The organism is Marinobacter denitrificans, assembly GCF_008795955.1.
In the GTDB taxonomy this organism is placed as follows: Bacteria; Pseudomonadota; Gammaproteobacteria; order Pseudomonadales; family Oleiphilaceae; genus Marinobacter; species Marinobacter denitrificans.
In genome coordinates this window covers 1,183,779-1,210,510 of record NZ_VMHN01000001.1, presented here as the reverse complement: position 1 = coordinate 1,210,510, position 26,732 = coordinate 1,183,779, and the positions used below count along the sequence as shown (strand labels likewise).

Genomic DNA, 26,732 nt, shown 5'->3' with positions numbered 1-26,732 from the left:
CCCGTCCGGCTTACATCAGCCCCCGTTCAGCCAGGGATATTACCTCACCATGCCCGACAACCATATGGTCAAGAACCCTGATATCCACCAGCCCCAGTGCTTCTTTCAGGCGCCGGGTCAGGGATATGTCGGCCTGGCTGGGCTCTGCCACCCCAGAGGGGTGATTGTGGGCAAATATTACGGCCGCCGCATTGAATTCCAGTGCCTGCCTAACCACCTCCCTGGGATAGACGGCTGCACCGTCTATGGTGCCCCGGAACAGTTCCCGGTACTGGATCACCCGGTGGCGATTGTCGAGGAAAAGCCCCGAAAAGACCTCGTGGGGATAGGTGCCAAGCCGGCTACACAAAAAGCGGCGCGTGTCTTCCGGTGAGCGTAGCGGATCACCCTGGCGCAGAGGCTCATCCATTACCCGCCGGGCCATTTCCATGGCCGCCTGTACCTGGGCATATTTTGCGGTCCCCAGGCCCTTTATCTCGCAGAATTGCCGCCTGGAGGCGGTCATCAGGCCGCGCAGGCCGCCGAAGTTCTCGGTCAGGTGACGGGCCAAAGCCATAACAGGCATGCCCGGCGTGCCGGTGCGGAGGAAAATCGCCAGTAGTTCAGCATCGGACAGGCTTCCGGCACCGTGGGCCAGCAGTCGTTCCCGTGGTCGTTCGTCGCATGGCCAGTCGGTATCGGGCATGAGTTGAATCCTTTCTGTTGTGGTTTGCGCTTCCTGCGCGTGCGCCATCGACTGAATTCTAACACGCCAGGCAGGCTGCCGGCAGCGCTCTGTCATGGTATCTTATAAGCCTTTCATTTTGTGATGGATACGGAGCCGTTATGGCCACTAAGCGAATCCTGTTGGGCGTGACCGGCGGTATTGCCGCCTATAAGACTGCTGAACTGGTCCGGCTGCTTAAAAAATCCGGCCATGAAGTCCGGGTGGTGATGACCCGGGGTGCTGAAGCTTTTGTTACACCGCTTACCTTCCAGGCGCTCAGTGGCGAGCCGGTCCGGACGTCATTGCTGGATCCGGAAGCTGAGTCCGGCATGGGCCATATCGAGCTGGCGAAATGGGCGGATCAGGTAGTGGTTGCGCCCGCCTCGGCCGACTTTATTGCCCGCCTGGCTCAGGGGATGGCGGACGATTTGCTGACCACGCTGTGTTGCGCCACAGAGGCACCGATCGCGATAGCTCCGGCGATGAATCAGGCAATGTGGAGTAACCGCCGCACGCAACGCAACATCGCCTTGCTGGCATCTGATCCACAGGTCAGCCTCTGGGGCCCGGATCAGGGCTCGCAGGCCTGTGGTGATGTAGGACCGGGCAGAATGCTTGAGGCAGCAGCGCTGCATGATCTTATTGTCGGTGCTGACGTGGGCCCGCTCTCGGGGCGACGCGTGGTCATTACGGCCGGCCCTACCCGGGAGCCTATCGATCCGGTGCGTTATATCAGCAATCACAGTTCCGGGAAGATGGGGTATGCCCTTGCTGAGGCCGCCCGAGCAGCTGGTGCGCAGGTGACTCTGGTCAGCGGGCCGGTGGCCCTCGCCGCTCCTGCCGGCGTTGAGGTTCGCGGGGTAACGACTGCGCAGGATATGCTCGAAGAGGCTGGCAGGGCGGTCGACGAGGGCTGCGACCTGTTTATTGCGACAGCGGCGGTGGCGGACTATCGCCCAGACGCCTGCGCCGGTGACAAGATCAAGAAATCGAACGAAAATATGAGCCTGTCGCTGGTGCGTAACCCTGACACTCTCGCTACCATAGCTGCCCGGGTCGATGCTCCGTTCACCGTTGGCTTTGCCGCGGAAACTCGCGATGTTGAGCACTACGCCCTCGACAAACTGACACGGAAAAAGCTCAATATGATCGTGGCCAATGACGTCTCGGCGCCAGGGCTGGGGTTCAACAGCGACAATAACGCTGTCACCGTCTTCTGGCGCGAGGGCCGGGAGTCCATAGGGCCTGACTCCAAGGCGATCCTTGCGCAACGGCTGATTGCCCTGATTGCAGATCAACTCACCGAAAAGGCTGGCCCCGCCGGCGCTTTCTGACAAGGAAAATCGATGACCCGAAAAACGTTTCAGGTACGCATTCTCGATGACCGGATTGGCAATACAGTGCCTTTTCCGCAATACGCAACAGAAGGCTCGGCTGGTCTTGATCTGCGAGCCTGCCTTGATGCGCCTCTTACCCTGAAACCGGGGCAGACCGAACTGATAAAAACCGGCCTTTCCATACACATTGCCGACCCGTCTCTGGCAGCAATGATTCTTCCCCGTAGCGGGCTGGGACACAAGCATGGCATCGTGCTGGGCAATCTGGTGGGGCTGATTGACTCCGACTATCAGGGCGAGCTGATGGTGTCCTGCTGGAACCGCGGGCTAACCGAATTCACCGTTGAGGTAGGCGAACGCATTGCCCAATTGGTGCTGGTGCCTGTTGTGCAGGCAGACTTTGAAGTGGTGTCTGTTTTTGACGCCAGCCAGCGCGGGGATGGTGGGTTCGGTTCAACAGGAACCCATTGAGCTTGCACGCGCAGAACCGTATTCAGGGGCTATACTTCCCTGATAAATGAAGAATCCGGGCGAAAATAACACCAGCAGGATGGACTATGAAGCTTGGCAAAAAGAAGAACTCTGACGAGGCCGCACCTGAGAAGAATCCAGACAGGAAACAGGCAAAAAAACAGAGCAAAGACAAAAAATCGACCACTGGCCCGAGCCACAAGCGGCTGAGTTCTGTTTCTGTCACCCAGGCTCTGGTTGTTGTCATAGCCGGCGCAATATCAGCTGCGCTGCTCTACTTCCTGTTGGCCGCCCCTTCCGAGGCCCGCCGTTATGAAATGCAGGCCGCTCTGGAGGCTGATACGGCTGCAATCAGGATTAACCAACAGCTTTCGCTGCTTCAGTCTTCAGTAGAGGGCATAGCTGCACAGGATCATGTCCGGGCTGCACTTCGTGGCGAGGCCTCCATTGAAGAGGTTGCCTCGGATCTCGCCGGTACCTTGCCGGAGGTTGAAGCGGTCTACCTGTTCCCTTACGGGGAGATTCCCCGCAGTGCCAGCGAGCCTACCCTGGGCTTTGCCGGTCTGGACCTGGCGCGGCGGGCTGAAACCGGCCAGAGACTCTACCCGGATGCCTTCCCGCGGGACGGGCAATGGTATCTGCAGATGGCCGCCCCGGTCCGCAACCCCCAGAGCCGTGCGGTTGCCGGCAGTGTACTGGTGGTTTTCAGCACCGCGCCGTTGCAACCACTGATGTCCGGAGTCAACCAGACACTGGGGGGGCAGTTCTCCCTGATCCAGTCCGTTAACGGCGCAAATCGCACCATTGTGAGCCAGGGGAGTGGGAGTGGCCCTGTCCAGACACGTGACCTGACTAACCCGGACTGGGAGCTTCAGTACCGCCCTGCGTCGTCACCGGCCCCGCTTTTCAATAGCACGTTGGCTATCATCCTGACATTGGTTCCTGCGTTGATTGCGGCGATTGTTGTCTGGCTGCTGCTGGGCAATGCCCAGAGAGGTCTGCGGCAGGATGTGACCGTGTTGATCCAGTGGGCCCACAAGGTGTTTGGTGGAGAAAGAATCAAGCCGCCCACACTGAAGTGGGATATGGTGGCGTCGACGGCTGAAGTGCTTCACCGGCTTTCACAGATGGTGGAGAAGCGCGTTGCCAAGGCTGGCGAATCAGCGCGCCCGAAGCCGGCCAGCGGCGGACAGGCGCCAAAGCCCGCCGCCGACGAGCCGCTATTCCAGGACAAGGATATGCTCGACATCGATATGCTGGATGGTGACGACGATGTGCTCGGATTTGGCGGTTCCGGTAGCACGGACGATACGCCGGACGTTGAGGAGGTGGCTCTGCCCGAAGCAGAGGTTTCCGATACCATTTTCCGGGCCTACGACATCCGCGGTATTGTGGGTGAAACCCTGACCCCCGATATCGTGACGGTGATCGGCCGCGCCATTGGCAGCGAGGCCTTGGCGCGGGGTAAGGACAGTCTGTGTATTGGCTACGATGGTCGTCATTCCAGTCCTGAACTGGCCGACGCCCTGGCAAAGGGAGTCATGGCGACCGGGTGCAACGTTATTCATGTGGGCGCTGTACCCACCCCCGTGCTCTATTTTGCAACCCATGAACTGGGTACCGGCTCCGGGGTTATGGTCACCGGAAGCCACAATCCCGCCAACTATAATGGCCTCAAGATCATGCTTGGGGGTGAAACCCTGTCTGGTGACGCCATCCAGAAACTGTTACAGCGAATCCGTACCGGTGATTTCGCCAGCGGTCATGGCAGCCAGTCCTCGGAAGATGTGCGCCGGGCCTACCTGGACCGCATCGTTGGCGACATTGCGGTTGCAGCGCCGCTCAAGGTCGTTCTGGATGCCGGCAATGGTATCGCTGGCGAGCTGGGGCCATTGCTGATCGAGGAACTGGGCTGCGAGGTCATCCCCCTCTACTGCGACGTGGATGGCAACTTCCCCAACCACCACCCGGACCCCGGCAAGCCCGAAAATCTTGCGGATCTGATCGAGCGGGTGAAGGCCGAAGGCGCAGACATTGGCCTGGCTTTCGACGGTGATGGAGACCGCCTGGGTGTCGTGACCAACACCGGCAAGATCATCTGGCCCGACCGCCTGCTGATGCTCTTTGCCAGGGACGTGGTTTCCCGTAACCCGGGTGCCGATGTGCTTTATGACGTGAAATGCAGCCGCCGTCTTGCCGCGGTGATTTCCGAGGCTGGTGGGCGGCCGGTCATGTGGAAATCCGGCCACTCCCTGATGAAAGCCAAAATGAAGGAGACCGGGGCACTGTTGGCGGGAGAGATGAGCGGCCATATTTTCTTCGGCGAGCGCTGGATGGGCTTTGACGATGGCCTGTATTCCGCCGCCAGGCTGCTGGAAATCCTGGGTATTGAGGACCGTCATTGTGACGAGGTGTTCGAGGACTTCCCCGAAGATATCAGTACGCCGGAGCTGAGCGTAGCGGTACCGGAGGAGGTCAAGTTCCCGTTGATGGAACGCCTGGGCAAAGAAGCCAACTTTGGTGAGGCAAATATCAGTACCATCGACGGTCTTCGTGTGGAATACACCGATGGCTGGGGGTTGTGCCGTGCTTCCAATACCACCCCGGCGCTGGTGCTTCGCTTCGAGGCCGAGACGGAAGAGGCGCTGGAGCGCATCAAGGCTGTTTTCCGGGAACAGCTGCAGAAAGTGGCACCGGATCTTGTCGCGGATTTCTGACGGCTCTGGAATAATCGTAAAACCAATGATGAGAATTCTGACCAACAAGGCAATGTGAATGGCTCTGGATCGTGAAACAGCAATGCAGGTGTCAGCAGTACTGAGTAAGGGCCTGCCCTATATTCAGCGGTTTACCGGGAAAACCGTGGTGATCAAATACGGCGGCAACGCCATGGAAAACGAGGAACTGAAAAGCAGCTTCGCCCGGGATGTGGTGCTGATGAAGCTCGTGGGTATCAATCCCATTGTGGTTCACGGTGGCGGCCCACAGATTGGCGAGTTGCTGGAGCGCCTGAACATCAAGTCCAACTTCGTGAACGGCATGCGGGTCACCGACAGCCAGACCATGGATGTGGTGGAGATGGTACTGGGTGGCCAGGTCAACAAACAGATTGTGTCTCTGATCAACTCCCACGGCGGCACAGCTGTGGGCCTGACGGGTAAGGACGCCAACCTGATCCGGGCCCGCAAGCTGGAAGTCGTGAACCGCTCCCCCGAGCTGGAGCGCCCGGAAATCATTGATATTGGCCATGTGGGCGAAGTGGCCAGCGTGAATGTTGAAGTGATCGAAATGCTCACCCGTAGCAATGTGATTCCGGTGATTGCCCCCATTGGCGTTGGCCCTGACGGCGCGTCTTATAACATCAATGCGGATCTGGTGGCTGGCAAGGTGGCCGAGGCAATGAAGGCCGAGAAGCTGATCCTGCTGACCAATGTGTCCGGGCTCAAGAGCAAGGAAGGTAAGGTACTGACCGGCTTGACCGTGAAACAGGTCAACGAACTGATCGAGGACGGCACTATCCATGGGGGCATGCTGCCGAAGATTCGCTGCGCCCTGGACGCGGTGGAAAACGGCGTTCGTACCTCCCATATTATCGACGGCCGTGTGGCCCATGCCACGTTGCTGGAAATCTTCACGGATGAAGGTGTGGGTACGCTGATTTCCCGTAACTGACTCCCCGAGAGGAACGATTGATGAAGCGCCTGCTCACCTTTCTGGTTGTTCTGGCTCTGATTGGCTACCTGTCATTCAAGGGCGCGGTCTGGTGGCTGGCGGACCAGAGGCTGGCCGAGGCCCGCAAGGCGTTTGAAGAAGTGGGGGTGATTGATCGGGGCGAGATCCGTTCCGGCATCGAAGGCCGGCTGGTACTGGGTAATGGCAGTTATCAGGATTTCCGCCTGACCAGACCTGTGGCGTTCGATCGTCTGGCGTTTGATGCCGGCTCCCCCCTGGCCTTGCTGACCGCTTTGCTGGACCCGATGGACCTCCCTGGCAAGTGGTCCCTGCAAGCTGAGAATCTGCGCCTGATGCTGGACAGCAACATGTTCCCCAACTGGGTTACGGATGGCAGTGACAGGACTCCCTCCCTGTTTTCTCCGGTTTGCGGTCCTGATCATCGCCAGCAACTCGGGAGCGGTGACCTGCTCAGGCTCGGGGTTTCCGACGTGTCTGGTGAGGCTCTCGTTACCCAGCGTGCCGGCGGTGTTTATGGCGAACTGACCACGGTCGATACCGGCAGCGTGGAAATCGACTGGCCCGGCGCGAGGATCAACCCGCTGGATTTACCGGGCCTTATGAGCTCCGCTACCTCAGCGATGACAGTAACGCTGCGGGACGGCGGCCTGATGCGTCGGGTGGCGGCCTATTGTTCCCGGGAATCCGCAGTGGAGACCGGCGAATGGACGAGCATCGTTATGGATGCCTTCAGCGACGGCCTGAAAGCCCGTGGATTCAGCGCCAGCGACCAGTTACTGGCGCTCTATCGGCAGTGGCTGACCGAAGGTGGTGAGCTGACTCTGGAGCTGAACCCGTCGGCCCCGGTTTGGGGCGTGCCTGTTCGAGAGGAAGAGGAAGCGGCAGGGAACAGCCTGAACGTCCGATATAATCGTTCTGAAGTGCCTGACGTCTATCTGACTCGCGTGGAGCCCGAAGTGCCGGAGCGGCCCGAAGTCATGCTCGAGCCCGTGGTACCAGGTGGCAGTGGTGATGGCCGCGCGGATATGATTGCCGGCTGGAATTCTGCCGACAGGGAGAGTGCCGACTCCTGGATTGGACAGACGGTGAGAGTCACCCTGGAGAATGGTAACGTTGTAGAAGGCAGGCTGGTAAGCGTAGGTGACTCGCGGATGGAAATCGCGCGGCTGATGGATGGTGGCGAGGTTGCCTACCCCATTGCCACTCGGCTGATTGCAACTTTCGAGGTCTGGCGTCGGGGCCAGGCCCGCTAGCCCCGAGACGGGGCGGAGTACTGTTTATGTCCGGATCCACACAACATCTGCCCGGCGTTCGCGAGATGCTGACGAAGCTGATCTCTCAACCCTCGATCAGCAGCGCCTCTGCGGAGTGGGACCAGAGCAACGAGCCGGTGGTGCGCACCCTGGCCGAATGGCTGGAGCCCATGGGCTTTGACGTCGAGCTGCTTGAAGTGCCGGGCATGCCCGGCAAATACAACATGATCGCCACCCTCGGCAGGGGGCCCGGCGGCCTGGTGCTTTCCGGCCACACGGATACTGTGCCTTTCGACGACAAGCGCTGGCAGAGTGACCCGTTTACCCTGACCGAGCGGGACGACCGCTGGTACGGTCTGGGCACCTGCGACATGAAAGGCTTTTTCCCGCTGGCCATCGAAGCGGCGCGGGCCTTTGTGGGTGAGGAACTGAAGCAGCCGCTGATCATCCTTGCCACTGCCGACGAAGAAAGCTCCATGAACGGCGCCCGGGCCCTGGCCGAGGCAGGTCGGCCCAAGGCCCGTTATGCAGTGATTGGCGAGCCCACCGGCCTCAGGCCCGTGCGCATGCACAAGGGCATCATGATGGAGCGCCTGGTCTTCGAGGGCCAGTCCGGTCACTCCTCGGATCCTTCCCTGGGCCGCAATGCCATGGAAGGAATGCATGAGGCACTGGGCGAGCTGCTTTCTCTACGTTCTGGCTGGCAGGCAAAATACAGCAACCCCAATTTCAAGGTTCAGGTACCCACCTTGAACCTGGGCTGTATTCACGGCGGCGACAACCCAAACCGCATCTGTGCCCGCTGCGAGTTGCATTTTGATCTGCGGCCCTTGCCGGGAATGGATATGAACGCGCTACGCCAGGAGATTCTCCATAAATTGCAGCCACTGGCGAAAAACCGCGAACTTTCGATGGAGTTCGAACCATTGTTCGATGGCGTGCCGCCTTTTGAAACGCCCGCTGATGCAGAACTGGTCCGTGCCTGCGAAAAGCTGACAGGCCACACCGCCGAAGCAGTAGCCTTTGCGACGGAGGCACCCTGGTTACAGAAACTGGGAATGGAAACTCTGGTCATGGGCCCGGGCTATATAGACCAGGCTCACCAACCGGATGAATTCGTCGAGTTGTCCCAACTGGATCCCGCTATCCGAATCCTCACAGGATTAATTAAAGAGTTCTGTCTTTAACCCGCAGGAGGGCAGCTCAATAGAATAACGAGGGTATTGGCGGGAAGCTTTCCCAAAACCGTGGAGCGCCAGGGACGGCGCGACCGAGCCCTACAGGGACGTATTCACGGGCGTGTTTTGGGAAAGCTTCCCGCCAATACCCGGACTACTCTTAAGATGAAGGCCCGCAGGAGAAGAGCTTGAAATCGAACGAATGGTTGCATGGGTTCCGTCACTCATCGCCTTATATAAACGCTCACCGGGGTCGCACAGTGGTGTTGACCATCGGGGGCGATGCGATTGCCCATGGCAACCTGATCAATATTATTCATGATATTGCCTTGCTTAGCAGTTTAGGGATCAAGCTGGTGGTAGCTTTTGGCGCCCGGCCACAGATTCAAACGCGCCTGGATAATGCCAGTGAGGAGTCCAGCTTTCACCGTGGGTTGCGGGTAACGCCAGAGCAGCAATTACCGTTAGTGCTGGAGGCAATCGGTGGGTTGCGGGCGTTTCTGGAAAGCCGGCTTTCCATGGGGCTGGTGAATTCGCCCATGCATAATGCGCGTATTCGGGTCAGCAGCGGCAACTATGTCACGGCAAGGCCGGTGGGCGTGCTTGACGGGATCGATTTTGGTCATACAGGGCGGGTGCGTCGGGTGGATGTGGCGGGTATCGAGAAGCTGCTGGAGCTGGGCCACATTGTGCTGTTGCCGCCGCTCGGGTATTCGCCGACGGGAGATGCATTCAACCTGTCCTACGAAGATGTCGGTGGCCAGGTCGCCGCTGCCCTGCAGGCAGAAAAGCTGATCATGTATACCGAGAATCAGGGGCTGCTGGACGAAGACGGCCAGCTGATGCGGGAGTTGTCTGCCCGGCAGGCTTCTGACCGGCTGGCTGCCGGCATGGTGCAGGGCCATGACGGGGATCTTTTGCGGGCTGCCTGTGATGCCTGTGTGAGGGGCGTACGACGGGCCCATATCATCAGCTACGCTGACGATGGCGCGTTGTTGGAAGAGCTCTTTACCCGTGACGGTTCCGGTACTCTGGTCAGCAGTGATAATTACGAGCAGATCCGCCAGGCCAGGGTGGAGGACATCGGCGGCATACTTGAGCTGATCCAGCCTCTGGAAGAACAGGGCATCCTGGTGCGCCGTTCCCGGGAGATGCTGGAGACGGAGATCGGCAGTTTTGTGGTGGCTGAGCGGGACGGCACGGTTGTCGGATGTGCGGCGCTCTACCACTATCCCGACGAGAGTGCGGGGGAGCTGTCCTGTTTCGCAGTAGATCAGGCCTATCGGCGCGCAGGGCGTGGCGACGAGATTCTGGCTATGATCGAAAAGCTTGCCCGGGGGCAGGGCATACAGCGGTTGTTCGTACTCACCACCCAGACCGAGCACTGGTTCCGGGAGCGGGGGTTTCAGCCGTCTACGGTGCGGGAGCTGCCCGGGCTCAAACTGGCATCCTACAATACCCAGAGAAACTCAAAGGTTTTCGTCAAAGTGCTGGCCTAGCCGGGCCAGTGCTTGCTGGCGGGCCTCTTCGGGTTCCTTCGATAATGCCTTCACCATCTGGTAAAAGGCTCCAAAATTGCCGTCGTTCTCCCGGATCAGTTGCCGGAAGGCGGGCACATGCTGGTTGTATTGGCTGAACAGGGCCAGGTTGGCGTTATTCAGCCCTGCGGGATCCTCCCCGAATGGGCCGGGCTGGTCCCAGTCGGCTGACAGCGCGCGATACTCGTGCTCAAGTTCAGCGAAGATCCGCGCCTTTTGCTGGCGGAGCTCGTCTTTTGGTAAGGCGTCCTGGTGTTCATACAGAGCCTCCAGTTGCCCGGAGGCGGCCTCTACCAGGGCGAGGGTCTGGTTGCGTTGACCCAGGCGCGCCAGGGCCCTCTGGAAGCCTTCGTCATCACCTCTCTGTTCGAGCCACAGCTTCAGGCCCTCCAGCTCCACGGCGGTTGCAAAGCTCTCGTTAAAGGCCGTATCGTCATTGATGTAAACCACGCGGTGGGCCAGTTCATGGAACATGAGGGCCACCATGCGATCGTCAGGCAGGGAGGTGAAACCGGTATGCAGTGGGTCATCAAACCAGCCAAGGGTGGAATAGGCGGTAACACCACCGATAAACGTATCGTAGCCCCTGTCGATGAATGACTGCTCTTCGTTTTGCGCCTTCTCCAGTTGGTAGTAGCCCCGGTAGGCCTGGCATCCAATGATCGGATAACACCAGCGATGGGCGTCGAGTGAAAATTCAGGAACCGCCACCAGGTTAACCACAACCCAGGGTCGTCCCAGTTCGGCATAGCTGGAAAAGGCATCGCCTACGGGCAGCGCGAGCTGGTCAGCGGCAAATTCACGGGCGTCATGGGCTACGGTGAGTTTCTGCCGCAGTGCTGGCGGCGTCGAGGGGGCGTCGAGCAATTGGTGCACCGGTTGTGTGGACATCATCAGGGACAAATGGCCACTGGCGGCCTGGCTGTAATAGCCTAATGTCGTACACCCGGAAAGTGCCGTTATGAGTAGCATAACAAGATAGATCTGACTAAGCTGTGTCATGGTTCAGGCTGTTATTTTGTTGCTGGCTGGCAAGTGGGTCAGGGGTTATATTACAGCTATGTTCCCCCAAGTAGCAGGTGGCTTCTGTCGCCTTTCAGGGATACCGGCCGGGAACCGGAACAGTTTGCATTCCCGGTCCACCAGGCTTTGCCAGAAATCAGGTAGTTCATGGATCCGAAAGATCGTCGTTCTAGTCCCCGCCAACCGATCAAACTTGCCGCCCAGCTGGATGTTGGCAGTGGCGAAAACCTGCCCTGTCAGATTGCGGATTTCTGTGCTGAGGGCCTGTTTGTCCGGTATTCCGGGGAGACGTCCAGAAAGCTGGACCAGGTTCTTTCGCGGGGCGTTCCGGAGCTGGTGGTCCGTTTTCGCAGCCCTGACGGCCGTAAACGTCACGAATTGTACGTCAATGTCATGCGCCGTATTGAAGGCGCCATGGGCGTGGGTTTTACACGCTCCAATCCCGAGGCTGTCAATGCCATGCTGGAACAGTGTGGCGCCGATCGCCACCAGGACCGGGCTTCCTTGCGGGCACCCACAGACAAGGTCCAGTTCGTCCTGCACCAGTCAGCAAAGGCCGTTGTTCAGTATATAGAACCGCTGATGGATTCGTGTCTCGTGCAGATGATCGCCGCCCTGCGTGAAGCGGCCCAGAGGGCGGGCAATGATCAGCAGGCGAATGAATTCATGGATGCGTCTGGCCAGCTACAGGCGCGTCAGCGGATTATCTGGCACCAGATGGCCCGCAGCCTCGAGTCGCCCCTCAAACCGGCTCCCAGGGGCGCTCCCGGGGCTGAGTTATCGGTGGTGGACAAGGGCGAGTTTGAAGATTGGCTGACAATCCGCGTAATGGTTACCAAGGCGGATACCCAGTACCGGGGTGATCTGCTCCAGCTCAAACTCCGCCTCGACAAGCTGGGCATTGCCAACTCCACAGGTCACCACAACCCCCTCGGCCCGGCGCTGATCTGCGAAGCCTTCCATTCCGGCCTGAGTCTGCTCAAGGCCGACCGTGATGTGGAGAAGGCCTGCCTCAAGGTCTTTGAAAAAACCGTACTGATGCACCTTGGCCCCCTTTATCGGGAGTTGAATAATATTCTGGTGCGTCATGGCGTATTGCCGGACCTGGATCTGAGCAAGTATCTGAGCGAACACTCCCCTGCGGAAGCAGAGGCGAAGAAAATAAAGGCGCCTGTCGCACCCAGCGCTGAGGCTCTGGTAAAAGAGGAGGCCACGCCTGTCAGGGAGGTGGAGCCTCCCGGGCTTAAAATGACCCGCTTCCCTGGCCGAAAATCCTCCTCCGAATTCCGTGGTTACGCCTCGGCCGCCCAGACTGCCTTTGCAACGGTGAAAAATCTGCTTGGGACGTTGACTGCAAGTCGCCTGGCCCGGGGCGATATGGAACCGGTAGAGTTTTCCCCGGGTGCAAGGAAACTTTCCGCCGGTGAGTTGCAGAAGCAACTGCAAGAGCTCCAGCTGCAGGCAGCAGCTGCCAGCCCGGAACAGCCGTCCCTTCGTGAACGCGTGGTGGAACGGGTGAGGGAGAGTGGAGAGCACGCGCTGGGTGAGGAGGAGCAAGGTACCCTGGATGTGGTCGACCGGTTCTTCAGCAGTGTGGTGGAAAGTCCGAAGCTCAGTGCGTATGCCCAGTCGCGGATGCGCCAGCTGGAAGTACCGGTGCTGAAAGTGGTCATGAGGGATCCCGAGTTTTTTGATGATCAGGACAGCCCGGTGCGTGGGGTCATGAACCGGTTGGCTCAACTGGGGGTGAAGGGTGGCCGCATCAATCCGGTGGTTCAGCGGCGGGTTGATGAGCTGATTCAGCGGATCGCCACCGATTTCGAGCAAGACACCGGGGTATTTGAGAGTGCCGTGCAAGAACTGGATGGGCTGATAGATCGCCAGAACCTTGTCTACCGGCGCAACGTGGAGCGGGTGACGGCTGCCGCCGAGGGCGCCCAGAAGGTGTCGGAGTCCAAGAAGGCAGTGGCGGTGGTACTGGAGCAGAAACTGGCTGGCCGGAAAGTGCCGAAGGCCGTCGTCAGCCTGCTGGATGGCGGCTGGCGTGATCTGCTCTCGCTGACCTGGATCCGCCAGGGACAGGACAGCCCGTTGTGGCAGGATTATCTTTCCGTCATTGATTCGCTGATGACCTTTGCGGATGACCCTGAGAACACCATTAATCTCCCGGAGTTGTTGCGGGTGATCCAGGACGGGCTGGCCTCGATCTCCAGTAACCATATGCCGTCTTCACAGATCCGCGATGAGCTCAAGCAGTTCCTGGTGCGCAGCCCGGAAAGCCCGCCCGCCATGGTGGAAATGCCGCCGGCGAAGACCGAAGACGACAAGAAACAGGCCCTGTCGGAGCGCGACCAGCGCAGCCTGCAGCGCTGGATTAACCGTGCCCAGCAGTTGCGCACGGGTGATTGGCTCAAAGACCAGGAGAAGCCGGACGAGCCCCAGTATATTCGCCTGGTCTGGGTGGCCCGCGGATTCAGTCGCTTCGTATTCGTGAACCACCAGGGCATGCGGGTGGTAGAGCTGGAGCTGGAGGCTCTCGCCCAGCATATGCGCAAGGGTATTATCGTTCCGGACAGTCAGTACGAGCGGCCCCTGGTGGACGAGAGCATCGACCGGATGGTGCGCAAGGTCTACGACCAATTGTCCTGGGCGTCCACCCATGATGAGCTGACAGGGCTGCTGGGGCGTCGTGAGTTTGAGCGTGTGCTGGAGCAGCAACTGGCGCGACGCGAGGATGAGCGGGCACTTGTGAGGCTTGATCTGCGCCAGTTCCGGCTGCTCAATGATACCGCCGGCTACCAGGCGGGGGACGAAGCACTGCGCATGATAGCGGATGTACTTCGCAGCCACGTGGGTAATGGCATGCCACTGGCACGGCTGTCAGGTAACGAGTTTGCCGTAATGCTGCCGGCAGAAAATGCCCTTGAGGCTTCCCGGGGCATCGTGGCGGCCATTGAGGCCATGGAATTCCGTTTTGACAGCGGTAGTTATCACCTCTCTGCCAGTGCCGGGCTGGCCCAGGAACTGCCGGCGCTTGCCAACGCAGAGCGCTGGCTGAAGGCGGCTGAGGAAGCCATGAAAGCGGCCAAGAAACGGGGACACGGCAAGGTGATGGAGTATTCCCTGGACGCGCACGGCCATGCCCGCCAGGAGCAGATTGCCGCCAAGGTGGCCAATCTGGGAGATCTCAATGAAGAGCGCATGTTACTGCGTTGCCAGAAGATCATCCCGCTGCATCCGCACACCACCATGGCGCCACAATATGAAATTCTGATCAGCATGTATGATGACACCGGCAACCTGATTACCGGCAAGGACTTTGTCCGCATGGCGGAGCGCTATGATCGCATGCAGGCGGTCGACCGCTGGGTGGTGGGCCAGATGCTGGACTGGCTGCGGGACAAGGCGCCGGATCCGGAGCACCTGGGGGGCATCTGTATTAACTTGTCAGGGCATTCGCTGAACGACCAGCTGCTGATGGAATTCATCTATGACAAATTGAGCCAGAAAGACGCCCCCATCGAAAGGATCTGGTTTGAGATTACTGAGGCTTCGGCCATCAATGACATTCAGGGCATTTCCGAGTTCATCGAGGAAATGAAAGAGCTGGGGTGTCGATTCTGCCTGGGGGATTTCGGCAGCGGCCCAACCTCCTTCCAGTTCATGCGCAGCCTGCCAGTGGACTTCATCAAGCTCGACAGCGCCTTCACCAGCCAGCTGGATACCAGTGAAACAGACCGGGCAATGGTGAAGTCGATGGTGGACATGGCCCACTACATGAAACGGGAAGTGATTGCCTCGCAGGTTGAAACCCGCGGGGTTCTCGATATGCTGACCAGTCTGGGTGTGGACTATGCTCAGGGTTTCATCATCGAAAAGCCGCGGCTGCTCACCAGCCTGGACTGACTTTCCGGACCACCTGTTATGTCAAAACGCCATCCGATCATTGCGGTTACCGGTTCCTCCGGTGCTGGTACCACCACAACCGGCAACATTTTCAGCCGTCTTTTTGCAGGTGAGGGGCTAAACGCTGCCATGGTCAGTGGCGACAGCTTTCACCGCTACAATCGTGAGCAGATGGCTCGCCTTGCCGCCAAGGGTCAGTTCGGTGAACGTAACCACTTTGCCCTGGCGGCAAACCATATCGACAAGCTTGAAGCTTTGTTTTACGACTATGGCCACACCGGTAGCGGCCAGTTCCGGCAGTACGTCCATGACGAAGACAGGCAACTGATTGAAGCAGGACACAAACCCGGCACCTTCACGCCATGGGGGCCGCTGGCCCCCGACACTGACCTGCTGTTCTACGAGGGGCTCCACGGCGGGGTTGTCAGCGAAGCCTATAACATCGCCCAGTATGTGGACTTGCTGGTGGGCGTGGTGCCCATTGTCAATCTCGAGTGGATCCAGAAAATCCACCGTGACACCAACAAGCGAGGGTATTCCCAGGATGCGGTCGTGGAGACCATCATCAACCGCATGGACGATTACGTACACGATATCGTTCCGCAGTTCACCCACACCCATGTGAACTTCCAGCGTATTCCGCTGGTGGACACGTCCAATCCCTTTGTCGTCCGGGATGTTCCCACGGAAGATGAGAGCCTGATCGTTATCCATTTTCGTGATCCGACGGATGTGGATTTTCCTTATCTGCTCCAGATGATCGCCAGCAGCAGCCTGTCCCGTCACGACACCCTGGTGATTCCCGGGACCAAGCTGTCACTGGCCATGGACCTGATCATGCGGCCGCTGGTGTCGGAGCTGATGGCTCGCAAACCCTTCGCCTGATCATGCAGTCAGTCGACCGTCGCGGTAATCCCGCAGGGTCTGCTCGATTTCTTCCCGGCTGTTCATCACAAACGGGCCGTACTGCACCACGGGTTCTCCGATAGGTTTTCCGGCGATAAGCAGCAGGCGTGCACCGTTCTCCCCGGCGCTGATCCTGAGGCTGTCCCCCTGGGAGAGGATGCTGGCGGCTGAGGCCTCAAGACCCTGAGAACCCTCCTCCGAAACCAGTGACGCGTCACCGGCATACAGGTAGAGCATTCCGTCCAGCTCCGGTTCGACCGGCAGCAGGGTTTCCTTGCCTGGCTCCAGGTGAATGTCCGCATACAGGGGGCGGGTGCTGCCGCCACTGACAGCGCCCAGATGCTCCTGTCCTTCCACCGTTATCCTGCCAGCAATAAGCTTTACCAGGCCGCCGTCCACGGTAATGGCCGGAATCTCCTCAGGCTGGATGTCGCGGTAGCCCGCTGGTTTCATTTTTTCTGCAGCAGGCAGGTTGAGCCACAGCTGGAAGCCACGCATCTGACCGGATTCCTGCTGGGGCATTTCCGAATGCACAATGCCGCGCCCGGCGGTCATCCACTGAACGCCACCGTTTTTCAGGTTGCCACGATTGCCCAGATGGTCTTCATGGAGCATGTGGCCTTCGATCATGTAGGTGACCGTCTCGAACCCCCGGTGAGGGTGGGACGGGAAACCGGCAATGTAGTCCTGGGGCTGATCAGAACCGAACTCATCCAGCATCAGAAACGGGTCAAGGCGGATGTGCTGGTTTTGACCGATGGAGCGCTTGATGCGCACACCGGCGCCATCAGAGGTTTCCAGAGCGGAGATGGTCCTGGTAACGGATCGCAGGGGCATGGTCTATTCCTCCTCAAAGGGTATAGGGTCTATTAAACGCCTTTGAGGCATGGGGAACAAAACGGAGAATTCTGGAAGGAGACATCAAAAAAACTGAAGGTCCGGTGATGACGGCGCACCACCGGACCGGATCAGGAAGACGTTATTCCACGTTGCGGGAATAGAACATTTCCAGCATTTCCCGTTTCAGGCGTTCTTCAATGGAGCGGGCTTCTTCCGGGTCCAGATCGCTGGCATTGACTCCGAACACATAGTTATCCAGATTGAAATTCTTGAGCATCATCTTGGTGTGGAACAGGTTTTCCTGGTACACGTTGACGTCAATCATCTGGTAGGCGTTCTGGGTGTCTTCGGTCAAATAGTTCTGGATCGAGTTGATATCGTGGTCGATGTAGTGCTTGGTCCCGTCCACATCGCGGGTGAAGCCGCGTACACGGTAATCCACAGTCACCACGTCGGAATCAAAGCTGTGGATCAGGTAGTTCAGTACTTTCAGCGGTGAGATCAGGCCGCAGGTAGATACATCGATGTCCGCCCGGAAAGTGCTGATGCCCTCATAGGGGTGGCTCTCCGGATAGGTGTGCACCGTAACGTGGCTCTTGTCGAGGTGCGCCACGATGGCATCCGGCAGCGGGCCCGGGGATTCCTCGTTGTCCGGCTCGCCGCTGCTGAGCTCGTGCTCGGCAATCAGCATGGTGACGGAGGCGCCGTGGGGCTCGTAGTCCTGGCGTGCGATGTTCAGTACATTGGCGCCGATGATCTTGACCACGTCGGTGAGAATCTGGGTCAGACGCTCCGCGTTGTACATCTCGTCGATGTAGTCGATATAGGCTTCACGTTGCTCTTCGGTCTGCGCATAACAGATGTCGTAGATATTGAAGCTCAGCGATTTGGTCAGGTTATTGAAACCATGCAGTTGTAGTTTGGTTTCCATGTTCAGCCCCCCCAAGTGACTGGAGATGAGTGTCGGTGGTCATGTCTGTTCGTTGCATGCATGCCACCAAGGCCGCCACCGATAACTGACCGGGATGATTACCTTTTGCGCAGACCGGCGGAGAGGGTGCGTATTATGCACACCGACCCTTGATTTGGGTAGAGTTCGCGACAATATTGTAGCATCCGTATTCATCCCGATTCAGGACGCCTCACGGATTTCATGGCTGTGGGTGATTTCCACGCCGGCTTTCTCCAGCATGATGGAGGCAGAGCAGTATTTTTCTGCGGAAAGGCTGACCGCTCTTTTCACCAGGTTTTCCTTCAGGTTGTGCCCGGTAACAACAAAATGCAGGTGAATGCGGGTAAAAACTGCAGGCATTGCATCGGCGCGTTCCGCTTCCAGTTCGGCATGGCAGGCAGTGACGTTCTGACGGCTTTTCTCAAGGATGCTCATGACGTCAAAGGAAGAGCACCCTCCAAGGCCCATCAGCATCATTTCCATGGGACGTGGCCCCAGGTCCTTGCCGCCGTGATCAGGTGGCCCGTCCAGCTGCACGGAGTGGCCGCTGCCACTGGTTGCTCGGAAGCTGGCGTCGCCCGTCCAGTCAATGGTTGCTTTCATCGGTTTTCATGCTCCGGATGAGGTGTGATGTGGGGTTGGCTGGGATGCTAGCATATCCCGGATTGTGCGGCAGCTTCGCAAAAAGGCAGGTCTGCGGATCTGGTCTATACTGTTTCAGGTTGCCGAAACGGGGCCTTCTTGTTATAAGTTGCGTTCATAATGAATGAACCCGCACGGAAAGCAGGGTGAATAAAAACATCGGGATCCCGCCAGTACTAAGGAGGCATGACTCGCACTATGGCCACTATCGTCAAGCCGGTTGAGCAGAAAACCAAGCACCTGGACTATTTTCTTTCGCAATGCCATCGCCGGCGTTACCCTGCCAAGAGCACCATTATCTATGCAGGGGATAAAAGCGATTCCCTGTTCTACATCGTCAAGGGATCCGTCACGGTCATTATTGAGGATGACGACGGTCGCGAGATGATCATGGCCTACCTGAACGCCGGGGACTTCTTCGGGGAGATGGGGCTGTTCGACAACATGGATTCGCGCAGCGCCTGGGTAAAGGCCAAGACCGAGTGTGAAGTTGCCGAAATCAGCTATACCAAGTTCCGGGAAATTGCCCAGCAGGATCCGAGGGTGCTGTACTTCATCGGCGAGCAGATGGCTTCACGCCTGCGCCAGACCACCCGCAAGGTGGGTGACCTGGCGTTTCTCGACGTGACAGGCCGTGTGGCCCGCACCTTGCTGGACCTGTGCAAGGAGCCGGACGCCATGACACACCCGGACGGCATGCAGATCAAGATCACCCGCCAGGAAATCGGCCGCATTGTGGGTTGTTCCCGCGAGATGGTCGGCCGGGTGCTGAAAACCCTGGAAGACCAGGGCCTGGTCCGGGTCAAGGGCAAGACCATGGTGGTATACGGTACCCGTTAGGCTGCTGCCTTCGGGTTCTGGGCGAACTCGTCGATCCACCCTGCAATTTTCTCCGGATGCGTCAACACAACCCAGTGCGGCGCATCAATGTCCTTCCTTACCAGTGTGCTTGCCCACTGCTCCAGGCCTTCAGCGAGCTGTTGCCCCACATAATTGTCCTGTCTGGGCACGATCAGCTGTACCGGGCAGCGGGCATGCCTGGGCTGTGGGCGGAGGAGTCGAGGCAGGAAATTGGCGCGGTAGAGTTTGACGCCATGGTAACCGTCCTTTTTCAGGTACCGGCCAGGGGTAGAGCGGGTAACCTGCTCCCTGCGGGCCAGATATGTGGGCCATAGCCGGTCCAGTCCGCCATACCACAACGCTTCCGGCATCAGCGGCAACTGGAACAGGAGAACGTACCAGGAGCTGGCCAGTTGCTGGAAAACCTTCTGCCTGCCAGCTTTTCCATTGCCCGTAAGATTCAGGCGCAGCCAGCTGGCGACATGGTCCAAACAGGGGCCGGAGATCGTGGTGTAGGTGAGCACCCTGGAGGACAAGGGAGTGGTTGTGACGGATTCCCAGCTTTGTATTGAACCCCAGTCGTGGCCCGCCAGGTGAAATGATCGCCCCGGAATGACGGCGTCTACAACGGTTGCCAGATCTGCGGCCAGGTGTCGCAGTCGGTAGTCACGGGTACGGGCGGGAGAGCTGGAGCGGCCGGCTCCGCGCGCATCGTAACGGATCACAAAATAATGGCTGACCAGGTAGCGGGTAACGGCATCCCATACGGAATGATTATCGGGATAGCCGTGCACAAGCACGAGAGCAGGCTTGTCTGGGTGACCCTCGGTGACCACATACAGATCGACCTCTTTGTTGCTTACCCACCGCTGTGTATATGGCATACCTGCTCTCCTTTTTGGTCAGGTATCCAGAGTAACGCGACGAGTACGAGCGGAACCCGTGCCGAAGGGGCCAGATGATGGGGTTATTCGACGATAGCCACGCTCTTGATCTGCAGGCAGACTTCCATGCCGGGACTGAGCCTGAGCTGATGCGCCGAACGACTGGTAATTCGAGAAAGAAACGAGGTTCTGCCTGCCTGGAGTCGTACCGTGGTCATGCCGGGGCGCTGCTCCGCGGCGATATCTATTACCCTGGCCGGGAGCAGGTTCTGAATGCTCTGGTCAGGATTTGCTGTCAGGGCAATACTCACATCCCGTGCCAGTATCTGCAGCCTGACCCGGCTTCCGGGTTCGGGCTGGCGGTCATCCCGTAACCAAAGGTTACCCCCCTCGAACTCAGCGCGGCACAGATGCCACTGCGGGTCCCGTTCCCGGATCACGGCAGGAACGATCACCGCAGCGTCCTTTTCCAGTGCAAATGGCTGGTCGGGCCGGGCCAGCGTCTCCTGCAGGCAGCCCTGGGTGACCACCCGGCCCTGGTCCATCATCACAATGTAATCGGCTAGCCGCGCCACTTCGGGAGCGGAATGAGAGACATAGACAATGGGAATGTCCAGGCTGTCCCGGAGGGTTTCCAGGTAGGGCAGAATATCCCGCTTGCTGGTCTGGTCCAGTGCCGACAGGGGTTCGTCCATCAGCAACAGGCGGGGGCTGGTCAGCAGCGCCCTGGCGATAGCCACGCGTTGGCGCTCGCCGCCGGATAACCGGTCCGGCCTGCGGACCAGTAAATGCGAGAGTCCCAGCCAGTCAATCACCTGCGGGGGGTGAATCCGTCGCTCTGACGCCGGCGTGCGACGGTAGCCAAAATTCAGGTTACCGTTGACCGACAGATGCGGGAACAGGCTGGTTTCCTGGAATACATAGGCGAGTGGGCGTTTATGGACCGGCAGGCGGGCATTGTCGTCCTGCCAGACGTCGCCGTTGACGGACAGGTAGCCGGCACAGTCCTGCAGGCCCGCGATACATCGCAGCAGAGTGGTTTTTCCGCAGCCCGAATGGCCGAACAGGGCAGTAACGCCACCGCCAGGCAATTCCAGGTCCACATCCAGGCGGAAGCCCGCAAAACCGGTGGCGAAGCGGGCAAGAATCCCTGGCTCTTTCATGATCTCAGGTTCCCGTTATTCAGGCGTCCGTTGATCAGATAGAGTGTCAGCAGAACGAGGAATGAGAATACCAGCATGCCGCCTGCCAGCAGGTGAGCCTTGCCGTACTGCAGGGTTTCCACATGGTCGTAGATAGCCACGGACAGAACCCGGGTTTCGCCGGGAATATTGCCGCCAATCATCAGCACCACCCCGAATTCCCCCAGCGTATGGGCGAAGGTCAGCACCGCCGCGGTCAGGAAGCCGGGGCGTGCGAGGGGAACCACCACGGAGAAAAAGCGATCCAGCGGCGACGCCCGCAGGGTGGCGGCAACCTCCAGCATTCGTTCGTTAATGGTGGAAAAAACATTCTGCAGGGGCTGAACCGTGAAGGGCAGTGAATAGAGCACAGACGCCACCACCAGCCCGGCAAATGTGAAGGGCAGGGTGCCCAGCCCCAGAGTGTCAGTCAGCGTACCCACAACGCCCTCAGGCCCCATGAGTAACAGCAGGTAGAATCCCAGAACGGTGGGTGGAAGGACCAGAGGCAGGGCCACAATGGCGGCTACCGGTTGTCTGAGCCAGTGGCTGCTGCGGGCCAGCCACCAGGCGATGGGGGTTCCGATGACCATCAGCAGGGCAGTAGTGATGCCGGCGAGTTTCAGGGTCAGCCAGACAGTTTGCCATTCCGGGCTCATCAATACTCCATGGGTTCTTCGGACGCTTGCGGGATATCGTAGCCGTATTGGCGAATAATGTCCTGCGCTTCACCGCTGGCAAGGAAGTCCAGCCATGCGTTGGCGGCCTCGTTGTCCCGGCCCCGTTCCAGCAGGATGGCTTGTTGTGCGATAGGATCGTGGTAACTGGCGGGCACCTCCCAGCGGGCACCGCCGTCATGCTCCCCACGGAGCTGGGCCAGTGCCACGAAGCCTGCTTTGGCGTTGCCGGTTGCCACGAACTGGAAGGTCTGGGCTATGGACTCTCCCCGCACCAGCCGGCTTCCCAGGGTTGCCCAGTGGCCGAGGTGTTCCAGGGTTTGCTGGGCAGCCAGGCCGTAGGGGGCGGTTGCAGGATTGGCAATGGCCAGTCGCCGGACGTTGTCGGCACGCAGGAACGCTATCGGGTCCACGAATGCCTGCGGGTCTGGGCTCCAGAGAACAAGTTGTCCGACTGCATAGGTGAAGCGGGTGCCGGGAACACCGGAGCCGTTCTGCTCCATCAGCCGCGGCCGTTCCTGATCCGCAGCGAGAAATACATCGAACGGCGCTCCGTGACGGATCTGCGCGTAAAGCTTTCCGGTGGAGCCGTAGCTGATGCGGCTACTGTGGCCTGTTGCATCTGTAAACTGCGCAGCAAGGCGTTCGGCGGCATCGTGAAAGTTGGTCGCAATGGCCAGCCTGACCTCACCTGCCAACGACGTTCCGCTGGTCATCAGCAGGCTCAGAGCCAGCAGTGAACGGAGGGTAGCGGTCATGGACAAGTGTACTCCCAAGGTTCAATTAATGGCCGTGATCATACCGCCCCTGAGCGGCCGCCGTCATGCTTCAGTTGACTGAATATGAAAGCCTGGGAATACATTCGAGAATATGATTCTGGACCTCACTGGCATTGGTTTCATTGACCAGCTCGTGACGGGCCCCGGGAAACAGCCGTTCAGAGACGACATTGACACCCGCTGCCTGAAGGTTGGCCACATGGCGGCTGAAACCCCTGCCCATTTCACCCACCGGGTCGTTGTCCCCCGCGAGCAGGTGCACCGGCAGGTCTTTGCGCCAGCCTGCCGGGTTGATGCCCAGCATGCCGCCAATGAAGTCTGACCACAGACCGACGGTGCAGGAAAAGCCGCATAGAGGGTCTTTCAGGTAGCGGTCCACCTGTTGTGGGTCGCGGCTCAGCCAGTCATGGCTGGTGCGGTTGGGCGCAAACGCCTTGTTGAAAGCGCCGAACGTCATGTTGTCGATCAGAAGGCTGTGATGTCGTTTCCCCCGCAGTACCCGGATCAGTCTTACCAGAGCCAGGGAGACCAGCAGTCTCGGTTTGTCGATGCGATTGGTGGCGCAGAGAATCAGGTTGTCGATCTGGTCACCGTATTGCTGGGTGAATGCCTGGGCGATGAACGAGCCCATGCTGTGCCCGAACAGTGTCAGCGGAAGATCGGGATACTGTTTCCTGGCGTGGACAACCACCTGCTGCAGGTCGTCCACCACCTTTTGCCAGCCCCGAACATTGGCGTAATGGCCAAGGTCGCCCTCAGGACAGTGTGGTCCATGACCCCGGTGCTGGATGGCGAAGACGGCCACCCCTTGCTGATTGAGCCATTGGGCCAGTGGCTGGTAGCGGGCGGCATGTTCAGCCATGCCATGGGCAATCACCATGACTGCAGTCTTCTTTTCAGGGGCCCACGAGAGTAACGGAATCCGGTGATGATCGGGGCTGTTGATGAAACTTTCCTGCAGGTCCATGTGATCGAATCCGGGCTGGTTAGATATTTACTACGGAGTCTAGCGGGAAAACGCGTCTGAAATTGAGACAGGTCCTGAAAATCTTTGGTTTGAACTCTTATTCCACGTCTCTTTCCCATTCAGGTGGCTTCCACAGGTGCTTCAGCCGCAACAGCAGGCCGCCGGGGCGGGCCATGGCCCGGAACAGGTCCACATATTCGTGAGTCCATAATACGAGCAGGTTGTTGGAGCGCACCGGCCGGGTAATGCCATATTCCGGGGGAGCCTGTACATCTTCCGCCACGAAGGTGCCGAACAGCCGGTCCCAGATTATCAGTGTGCCGCCGTAGTTGCGGTCGATATAGCCCGGGTTTCGGCCGTGGTGGACCCGGTGATGGCTGGGTGTATTGAAGACCAGTTCCACCCATAGTGGTAACTGGCCGATGAGCGTGGTGTGGATAAAGAACTGATAAACCAGTGAAAGAGCGTAGGCAATGCCGATCCACACCGGATTGAAACCGATAAGCGCCAGCGGCAGGTAAAATGCCCACATTCCGTTGAAAATGTTGGTGGCGTTCTGACGCATGGCGGTGGAGAAATTCATCCGCTCCGAGGAGTGATGTACCACGTGTGCCGCCCAGAACCAACGAATGCGGTGGCTGGAACGGTGCATCCAGTAGAAACAGAAGTCCACGCCCAGGAAGGTGAGGAACCCCGTCGCCCAGTTCAGCTCCAGGTCCAGAATGCGGTGGTGGTAGAGGAAAGCGTATACGGGAAAGGCAATCAGGCCGGCGAACAACAGTTCCGTAACCTGATAACCGGCGCCCAGGCCAAAGTTGCGGATGGCTTCCGGCACATCCATACGCGTGGGGTCATGGCGAATGCGCAGGTACTCCCAGAGGGTAACGGCAATGAAGACGGGCGTGGCGACCATGAAGATCAGTTGTCGTTCATCCAGTGCCAGCCAGGGGGCCAGGGTATTCCAGAGCGACAGCAGACCGCTGCTCTGGAGTACTGCCATCATCATGTCTGTCAACGCCATAGTTCGCCCGTCTTATTATGTTTGTTGATACCCGTTAATTCTGAGCCTGCCATTCCGGTAAAAATTGACAATACATGCCACAAAATTGACTATTGGTGCCAATTCTGTGGAGTTTGACGCTATGACAGAGAATGAGTGGTGGCGAGGGTAATCCGGGTAACCGGAGCCTGGACCGGTCTGCTTTCCGATTGGCTGGACCAGCAAGGGCTGGAGGCCGCACCGTTACGGGTGGCGCTGGCCCGGTGGGCAGCACGGGACAATGTTCCGGTACCGGTTTGGCGCGATTTGCTCGCGCAGGGGCTGGCGCTGGCCCCGGGCCGTATCGCGCCCGAACTGGATGTAGGGGCCTGCGTGCTTCCCGGCCATGTCGGGGTGTTGGGTTACCTGGTGCTGGCCTCGGATACCCTGGGGGAAGCCATGCTGGCTTATCAGCGCTATGAAACCCTGTTCTATGGCGCCAGCCTCGCAGAGATCGAGATTATCGGCGACCAGGCCGAGATGCGCTGGCCCCCCTCGGATAATGAGCTGGGGCAGCAGGCGGATGGCGCCGCAATTGCGGCGCTGGTGACCTTCATGCGTCGGCAGATTGACCAGCCGCCGCCTCCTTCCGCGATCAGTTTTCTTGAGAGCGTGGATGTCGAAACCGCGAGAGCCTATGAGAAATTTTTCGGCTGCCCGGTGACATGGAAGGACAGCCACGTGCGGGTGCGGTTCCCGCTGCATTATCTGAGTCGGCCCATGCCGCGGCGAGACCCCACGTTGAGGGCGTTACTGGACCGGCAGGCAAGAGCGCTAGTGAGGGCGCTGCCGCCAGGTGCTGGCGAGGGTCATGGCCAGAGTCGCGAAGACAGTTCCGGCACCGACCGCCAGTTGCAGCAAGTGCTGCTCAGGCTGCTGGCCGACGGCGAGCCCACCCTGGCGCGAGCCGCGAGTGCCATGCACATGGCGCCCCGCACCCTGCAGCGGCGGCTTGCCCGGCACCATTTGAGCTGGCAGCAATGGCTGGACCGTAGCCGGGAGCAACTGGCCCGGCCGTATCTGGCAGACCCGTCCCTGACCCTGACAGACATCGCCCTGTTACTGGGCTTCTCCGAACAGAGTGCCTTTACCCGGGCCTACCGCCGCTGGACCGGTAATTCGCCGGGCAGGGAGCGCCGGCAACAGCTCAGCGATTAGCGGTGTAGATCCTCTCCAGAGGTTCGATCTGGGGTTGCCATTGGTCCAGCCAGGCCTTGATGTCGCGGGGGATTTTTGCCGGTTTTGGCCAGGGCACGGGGTATTGCTCGGGCTGGAACATGGGCGCGAACAATGCGGCAGCAGCAAGGTCGGCGCGAGAAAAACTGTCGCCGGCCAGGAAGGATGTCTGCTGGTACGCCTCAGCCAGTTCTGTCAGGTAGGCTTCCATGGTTTCACGTGACAGTTCCGCCGTTTTCTCATTGATCTTCATCCATTTACGCATGATCTCATCCACGCGGCTGAAGGCCAGTTTCAGCAGAATCCGGTTGTAGAACGGCGTGCCCGCCGCCAGCATGGGAACCACTACCCTGGGGCGCTGCAGGAAGTGGTGGTAGGAGTAACAGCGCACTGCCGGGCCTGCTTCATCGTCCAGCCGCTGCTCCCAGGCAATGGCTGTCTCACGGGCCTGCGGGTCTGACGGTGTCAGTGGATTCTCCGGGAAAACCTCGTCAAGGTAGTCAATGATCTCCTTTGAGCCCTGGACCCGGTGGCCATCGTGGTCAAGCACAGGCACTGACGAATCCCCACCGGTGAGCCTGCGGATAGTTTTGACATGCTGTCCCGGTAGCAGGTTGACGGTCTCGTAGCTCACGCCCTTGTAATCCAGCGCCCAGCGAACCTTTTCGCAGTAATGGGATATCGCAAACTGGTAAAGTCTGATGGCCATGGTGCAGTGTTCTCCAGTGTCATAACTGGCATAAG

The 26,732-nt window shown here is 59.1% G+C and carries 23 protein-coding genes; 11 read left to right on the top strand and 12 right to left on the bottom strand.

Annotated elements, in window-relative coordinates:
- Window positions 1–10 precede the first annotated feature (10 nt).
- Window positions 11–685, bottom strand: a complete 675-nt coding sequence (radC, locus tag FO268_RS05630) for a RadC family protein (RefSeq protein WP_150990589.1) — start codon at window positions 683–685, stop codon at window positions 11–13.
- Between the two features lie 140 nt (window positions 686–825).
- On the opposite strand from radC, the gene coaBC reads away from it, so the two are divergent.
- The 7 genes from coaBC (at window position 826) to argA (ending at window position 10,137) form a co-directional block, all read left to right on the top strand.
- A complete protein-coding gene (coaBC, locus tag FO268_RS05625; RefSeq protein ID WP_150990587.1) occupies window positions 826–2,040 on the top strand; it encodes a bifunctional phosphopantothenoylcysteine decarboxylase/phosphopantothenate--cysteine ligase CoaBC in 1,215 nt (404 codons plus the stop codon).
- A 12-nt stretch (window positions 2,041–2,052) separates the two neighbouring features.
- Window positions 2,053–2,514, top strand: a complete 462-nt coding sequence (dut, locus tag FO268_RS05620) for a dUTP diphosphatase (RefSeq protein ID WP_150990585.1) — start codon at window positions 2,053–2,055, stop codon at window positions 2,512–2,514.
- Window positions 2,515–2,600: 86 nt separating this feature from the next.
- The gene (locus FO268_RS23265; protein WP_150990583.1) at window positions 2,601–5,231 is read left to right on the top strand and encodes a phosphomannomutase/phosphoglucomutase; all 2,631 of its coding nucleotides are present in this window, start codon (window positions 2,601–2,603) and stop codon (window positions 5,229–5,231) included.
- A 58-nt stretch (window positions 5,232–5,289) separates the two neighbouring features.
- Window positions 5,290–6,186, top strand: a complete 897-nt coding sequence (argB, locus tag FO268_RS05610) for an acetylglutamate kinase (RefSeq protein ID WP_150990581.1) — start codon at window positions 5,290–5,292, stop codon at window positions 6,184–6,186.
- A gap of 20 nt (window positions 6,187–6,206) precedes the next feature.
- A complete protein-coding gene (locus FO268_RS05605; RefSeq protein WP_150990579.1) occupies window positions 6,207–7,460 on the top strand; it encodes an acetylornithine deacetylase in 1,254 nt (417 codons plus the stop codon).
- 26 nt (window positions 7,461–7,486) lie between these two features.
- Window positions 7,487–8,647, top strand: a complete 1,161-nt coding sequence (gene argE, locus FO268_RS05600) for an acetylornithine deacetylase (protein ID WP_150990577.1) — start codon at window positions 7,487–7,489, stop codon at window positions 8,645–8,647.
- Between the two features lie 179 nt (window positions 8,648–8,826).
- On the top strand, window positions 8,827–10,137 hold the full coding sequence (gene argA / locus FO268_RS05595; RefSeq protein ID WP_150990575.1) for an amino-acid N-acetyltransferase: 1,311 nt from the start codon (window positions 8,827–8,829) through the stop codon (window positions 10,135–10,137).
- On the opposite strand, the gene FO268_RS05590 is transcribed toward argA, so the two are convergent.
- Window positions 10,108–11,178, bottom strand: coding sequence for an aminopeptidase (locus FO268_RS05590; RefSeq protein WP_150990573.1), 1,071 nt, complete (start codon window positions 11,176–11,178; stop codon window positions 10,108–10,110). The genes argA and FO268_RS05590 overlap by 30 nt on opposite strands.
- Window positions 11,179–11,346: 168 nt before the next feature.
- Here FO268_RS05590 and FO268_RS05585 point away from each other — a divergent pair, with 168 nt between their 5' ends.
- Both FO268_RS05585 and FO268_RS05580 read left to right on the top strand, forming a co-directional pair.
- Entirely contained in the window at window positions 11,347–15,105 is a 3,759-nt protein-coding gene (locus FO268_RS05585; RefSeq protein ID WP_150990571.1) for a DUF1631 family protein, read from the top strand.
- Between the two features lie 18 nt (window positions 15,106–15,123).
- Window positions 15,124–15,990: a phosphoribulokinase gene (locus FO268_RS05580; RefSeq protein ID WP_150990569.1), complete on the top strand. Its 867-nt coding sequence runs from the start codon at window positions 15,124–15,126 to the stop codon at window positions 15,988–15,990.
- On the opposite strand, the gene FO268_RS05575 is transcribed toward FO268_RS05580, so the two are convergent.
- From FO268_RS05575 to FO268_RS05565, 3 genes are all read right to left on the bottom strand, one after another.
- On the bottom strand, window positions 15,991–16,848 hold the full coding sequence (locus FO268_RS05575) for a pirin family protein (RefSeq protein WP_150990567.1): 858 nt from the start codon (window positions 16,846–16,848) through the stop codon (window positions 15,991–15,993). It abuts the gene before it with no gap.
- A 142-nt stretch (window positions 16,849–16,990) separates the two neighbouring features.
- Window positions 16,991–17,782, bottom strand: a complete 792-nt coding sequence (gene speD / locus FO268_RS05570; RefSeq protein ID WP_150990565.1) for an adenosylmethionine decarboxylase — start codon at window positions 17,780–17,782, stop codon at window positions 16,991–16,993.
- Between the two features lie 201 nt (window positions 17,783–17,983).
- On the bottom strand, window positions 17,984–18,406 hold the full coding sequence (locus FO268_RS05565; RefSeq protein WP_150990562.1) for an OsmC family protein: 423 nt from the start codon (window positions 18,404–18,406) through the stop codon (window positions 17,984–17,986).
- 237 nt (window positions 18,407–18,643) lie between these two features.
- On the opposite strand from FO268_RS05565, the gene crp reads away from it, so the two are divergent.
- Complete coding sequence (gene crp / locus FO268_RS05560) at window positions 18,644–19,285, top strand: cAMP-activated global transcriptional regulator CRP (protein WP_007153756.1); 642 nt, start codon at window positions 18,644–18,646, stop codon at window positions 19,283–19,285.
- On the opposite strand, the gene FO268_RS05555 is transcribed toward crp, so the two are convergent.
- The 6 genes from FO268_RS05555 to FO268_RS05530 form a co-directional block, all read right to left on the bottom strand.
- Window positions 19,282–20,169 (bottom strand): alpha/beta fold hydrolase, encoded by an 888-nt coding sequence (locus tag FO268_RS05555; RefSeq protein WP_150990560.1) that lies wholly within the window; start codon window positions 20,167–20,169, stop codon window positions 19,282–19,284. The two genes, crp and FO268_RS05555, sit on opposite strands and share 4 nt — an antisense overlap.
- Window positions 20,170–20,252: 83 nt before the next feature.
- Entirely contained in the window at window positions 20,253–21,332 is a 1,080-nt protein-coding gene (gene modC / locus FO268_RS05550; RefSeq protein WP_191966847.1) for a molybdenum ABC transporter ATP-binding protein, read from the bottom strand.
- Window positions 21,329–22,009: a molybdate ABC transporter permease subunit gene (gene modB, locus FO268_RS05545; RefSeq protein ID WP_150990556.1), complete on the bottom strand. Its 681-nt coding sequence runs from the start codon at window positions 22,007–22,009 to the stop codon at window positions 21,329–21,331. The genes modC and modB overlap by 4 nt, the downstream gene beginning before the upstream one ends.
- Complete coding sequence (gene modA, locus FO268_RS05540; RefSeq protein WP_150990554.1) at window positions 22,009–22,785, bottom strand: molybdate ABC transporter substrate-binding protein; 777 nt, start codon at window positions 22,783–22,785, stop codon at window positions 22,009–22,011. The genes modB and modA overlap by 1 nt, the downstream gene beginning before the upstream one ends.
- 70 nt (window positions 22,786–22,855) lie before the next feature.
- A complete protein-coding gene (locus FO268_RS05535; protein WP_150990552.1) occupies window positions 22,856–23,773 on the bottom strand; it encodes an alpha/beta fold hydrolase in 918 nt (305 codons plus the stop codon).
- A gap of 97 nt (window positions 23,774–23,870) precedes the next feature.
- Entirely contained in the window at window positions 23,871–24,794 is a 924-nt protein-coding gene (locus FO268_RS05530) for a sterol desaturase family protein (RefSeq protein WP_150990550.1), read from the bottom strand.
- 138 nt (window positions 24,795–24,932) lie between these two features.
- Between FO268_RS05530 and FO268_RS05525 the strand changes: the two genes are divergently transcribed.
- Complete coding sequence (locus FO268_RS05525) at window positions 24,933–25,970, top strand: AraC family transcriptional regulator (RefSeq protein WP_150990548.1); 1,038 nt, start codon at window positions 24,933–24,935, stop codon at window positions 25,968–25,970.
- On the opposite strand, the gene FO268_RS05520 is transcribed toward FO268_RS05525, so the two are convergent.
- Window positions 25,960–26,697 carry a glutathione S-transferase family protein gene (locus FO268_RS05520; RefSeq protein ID WP_150990546.1) on the bottom strand — a complete coding sequence of 246 codons (738 nt, stop codon included), beginning with the start codon at window positions 26,695–26,697 and terminating at the stop codon, window positions 25,960–25,962. The two genes, FO268_RS05525 and FO268_RS05520, sit on opposite strands and share 11 nt — an antisense overlap.
- Window positions 26,698–26,732 lie beyond the last annotated feature (35 nt).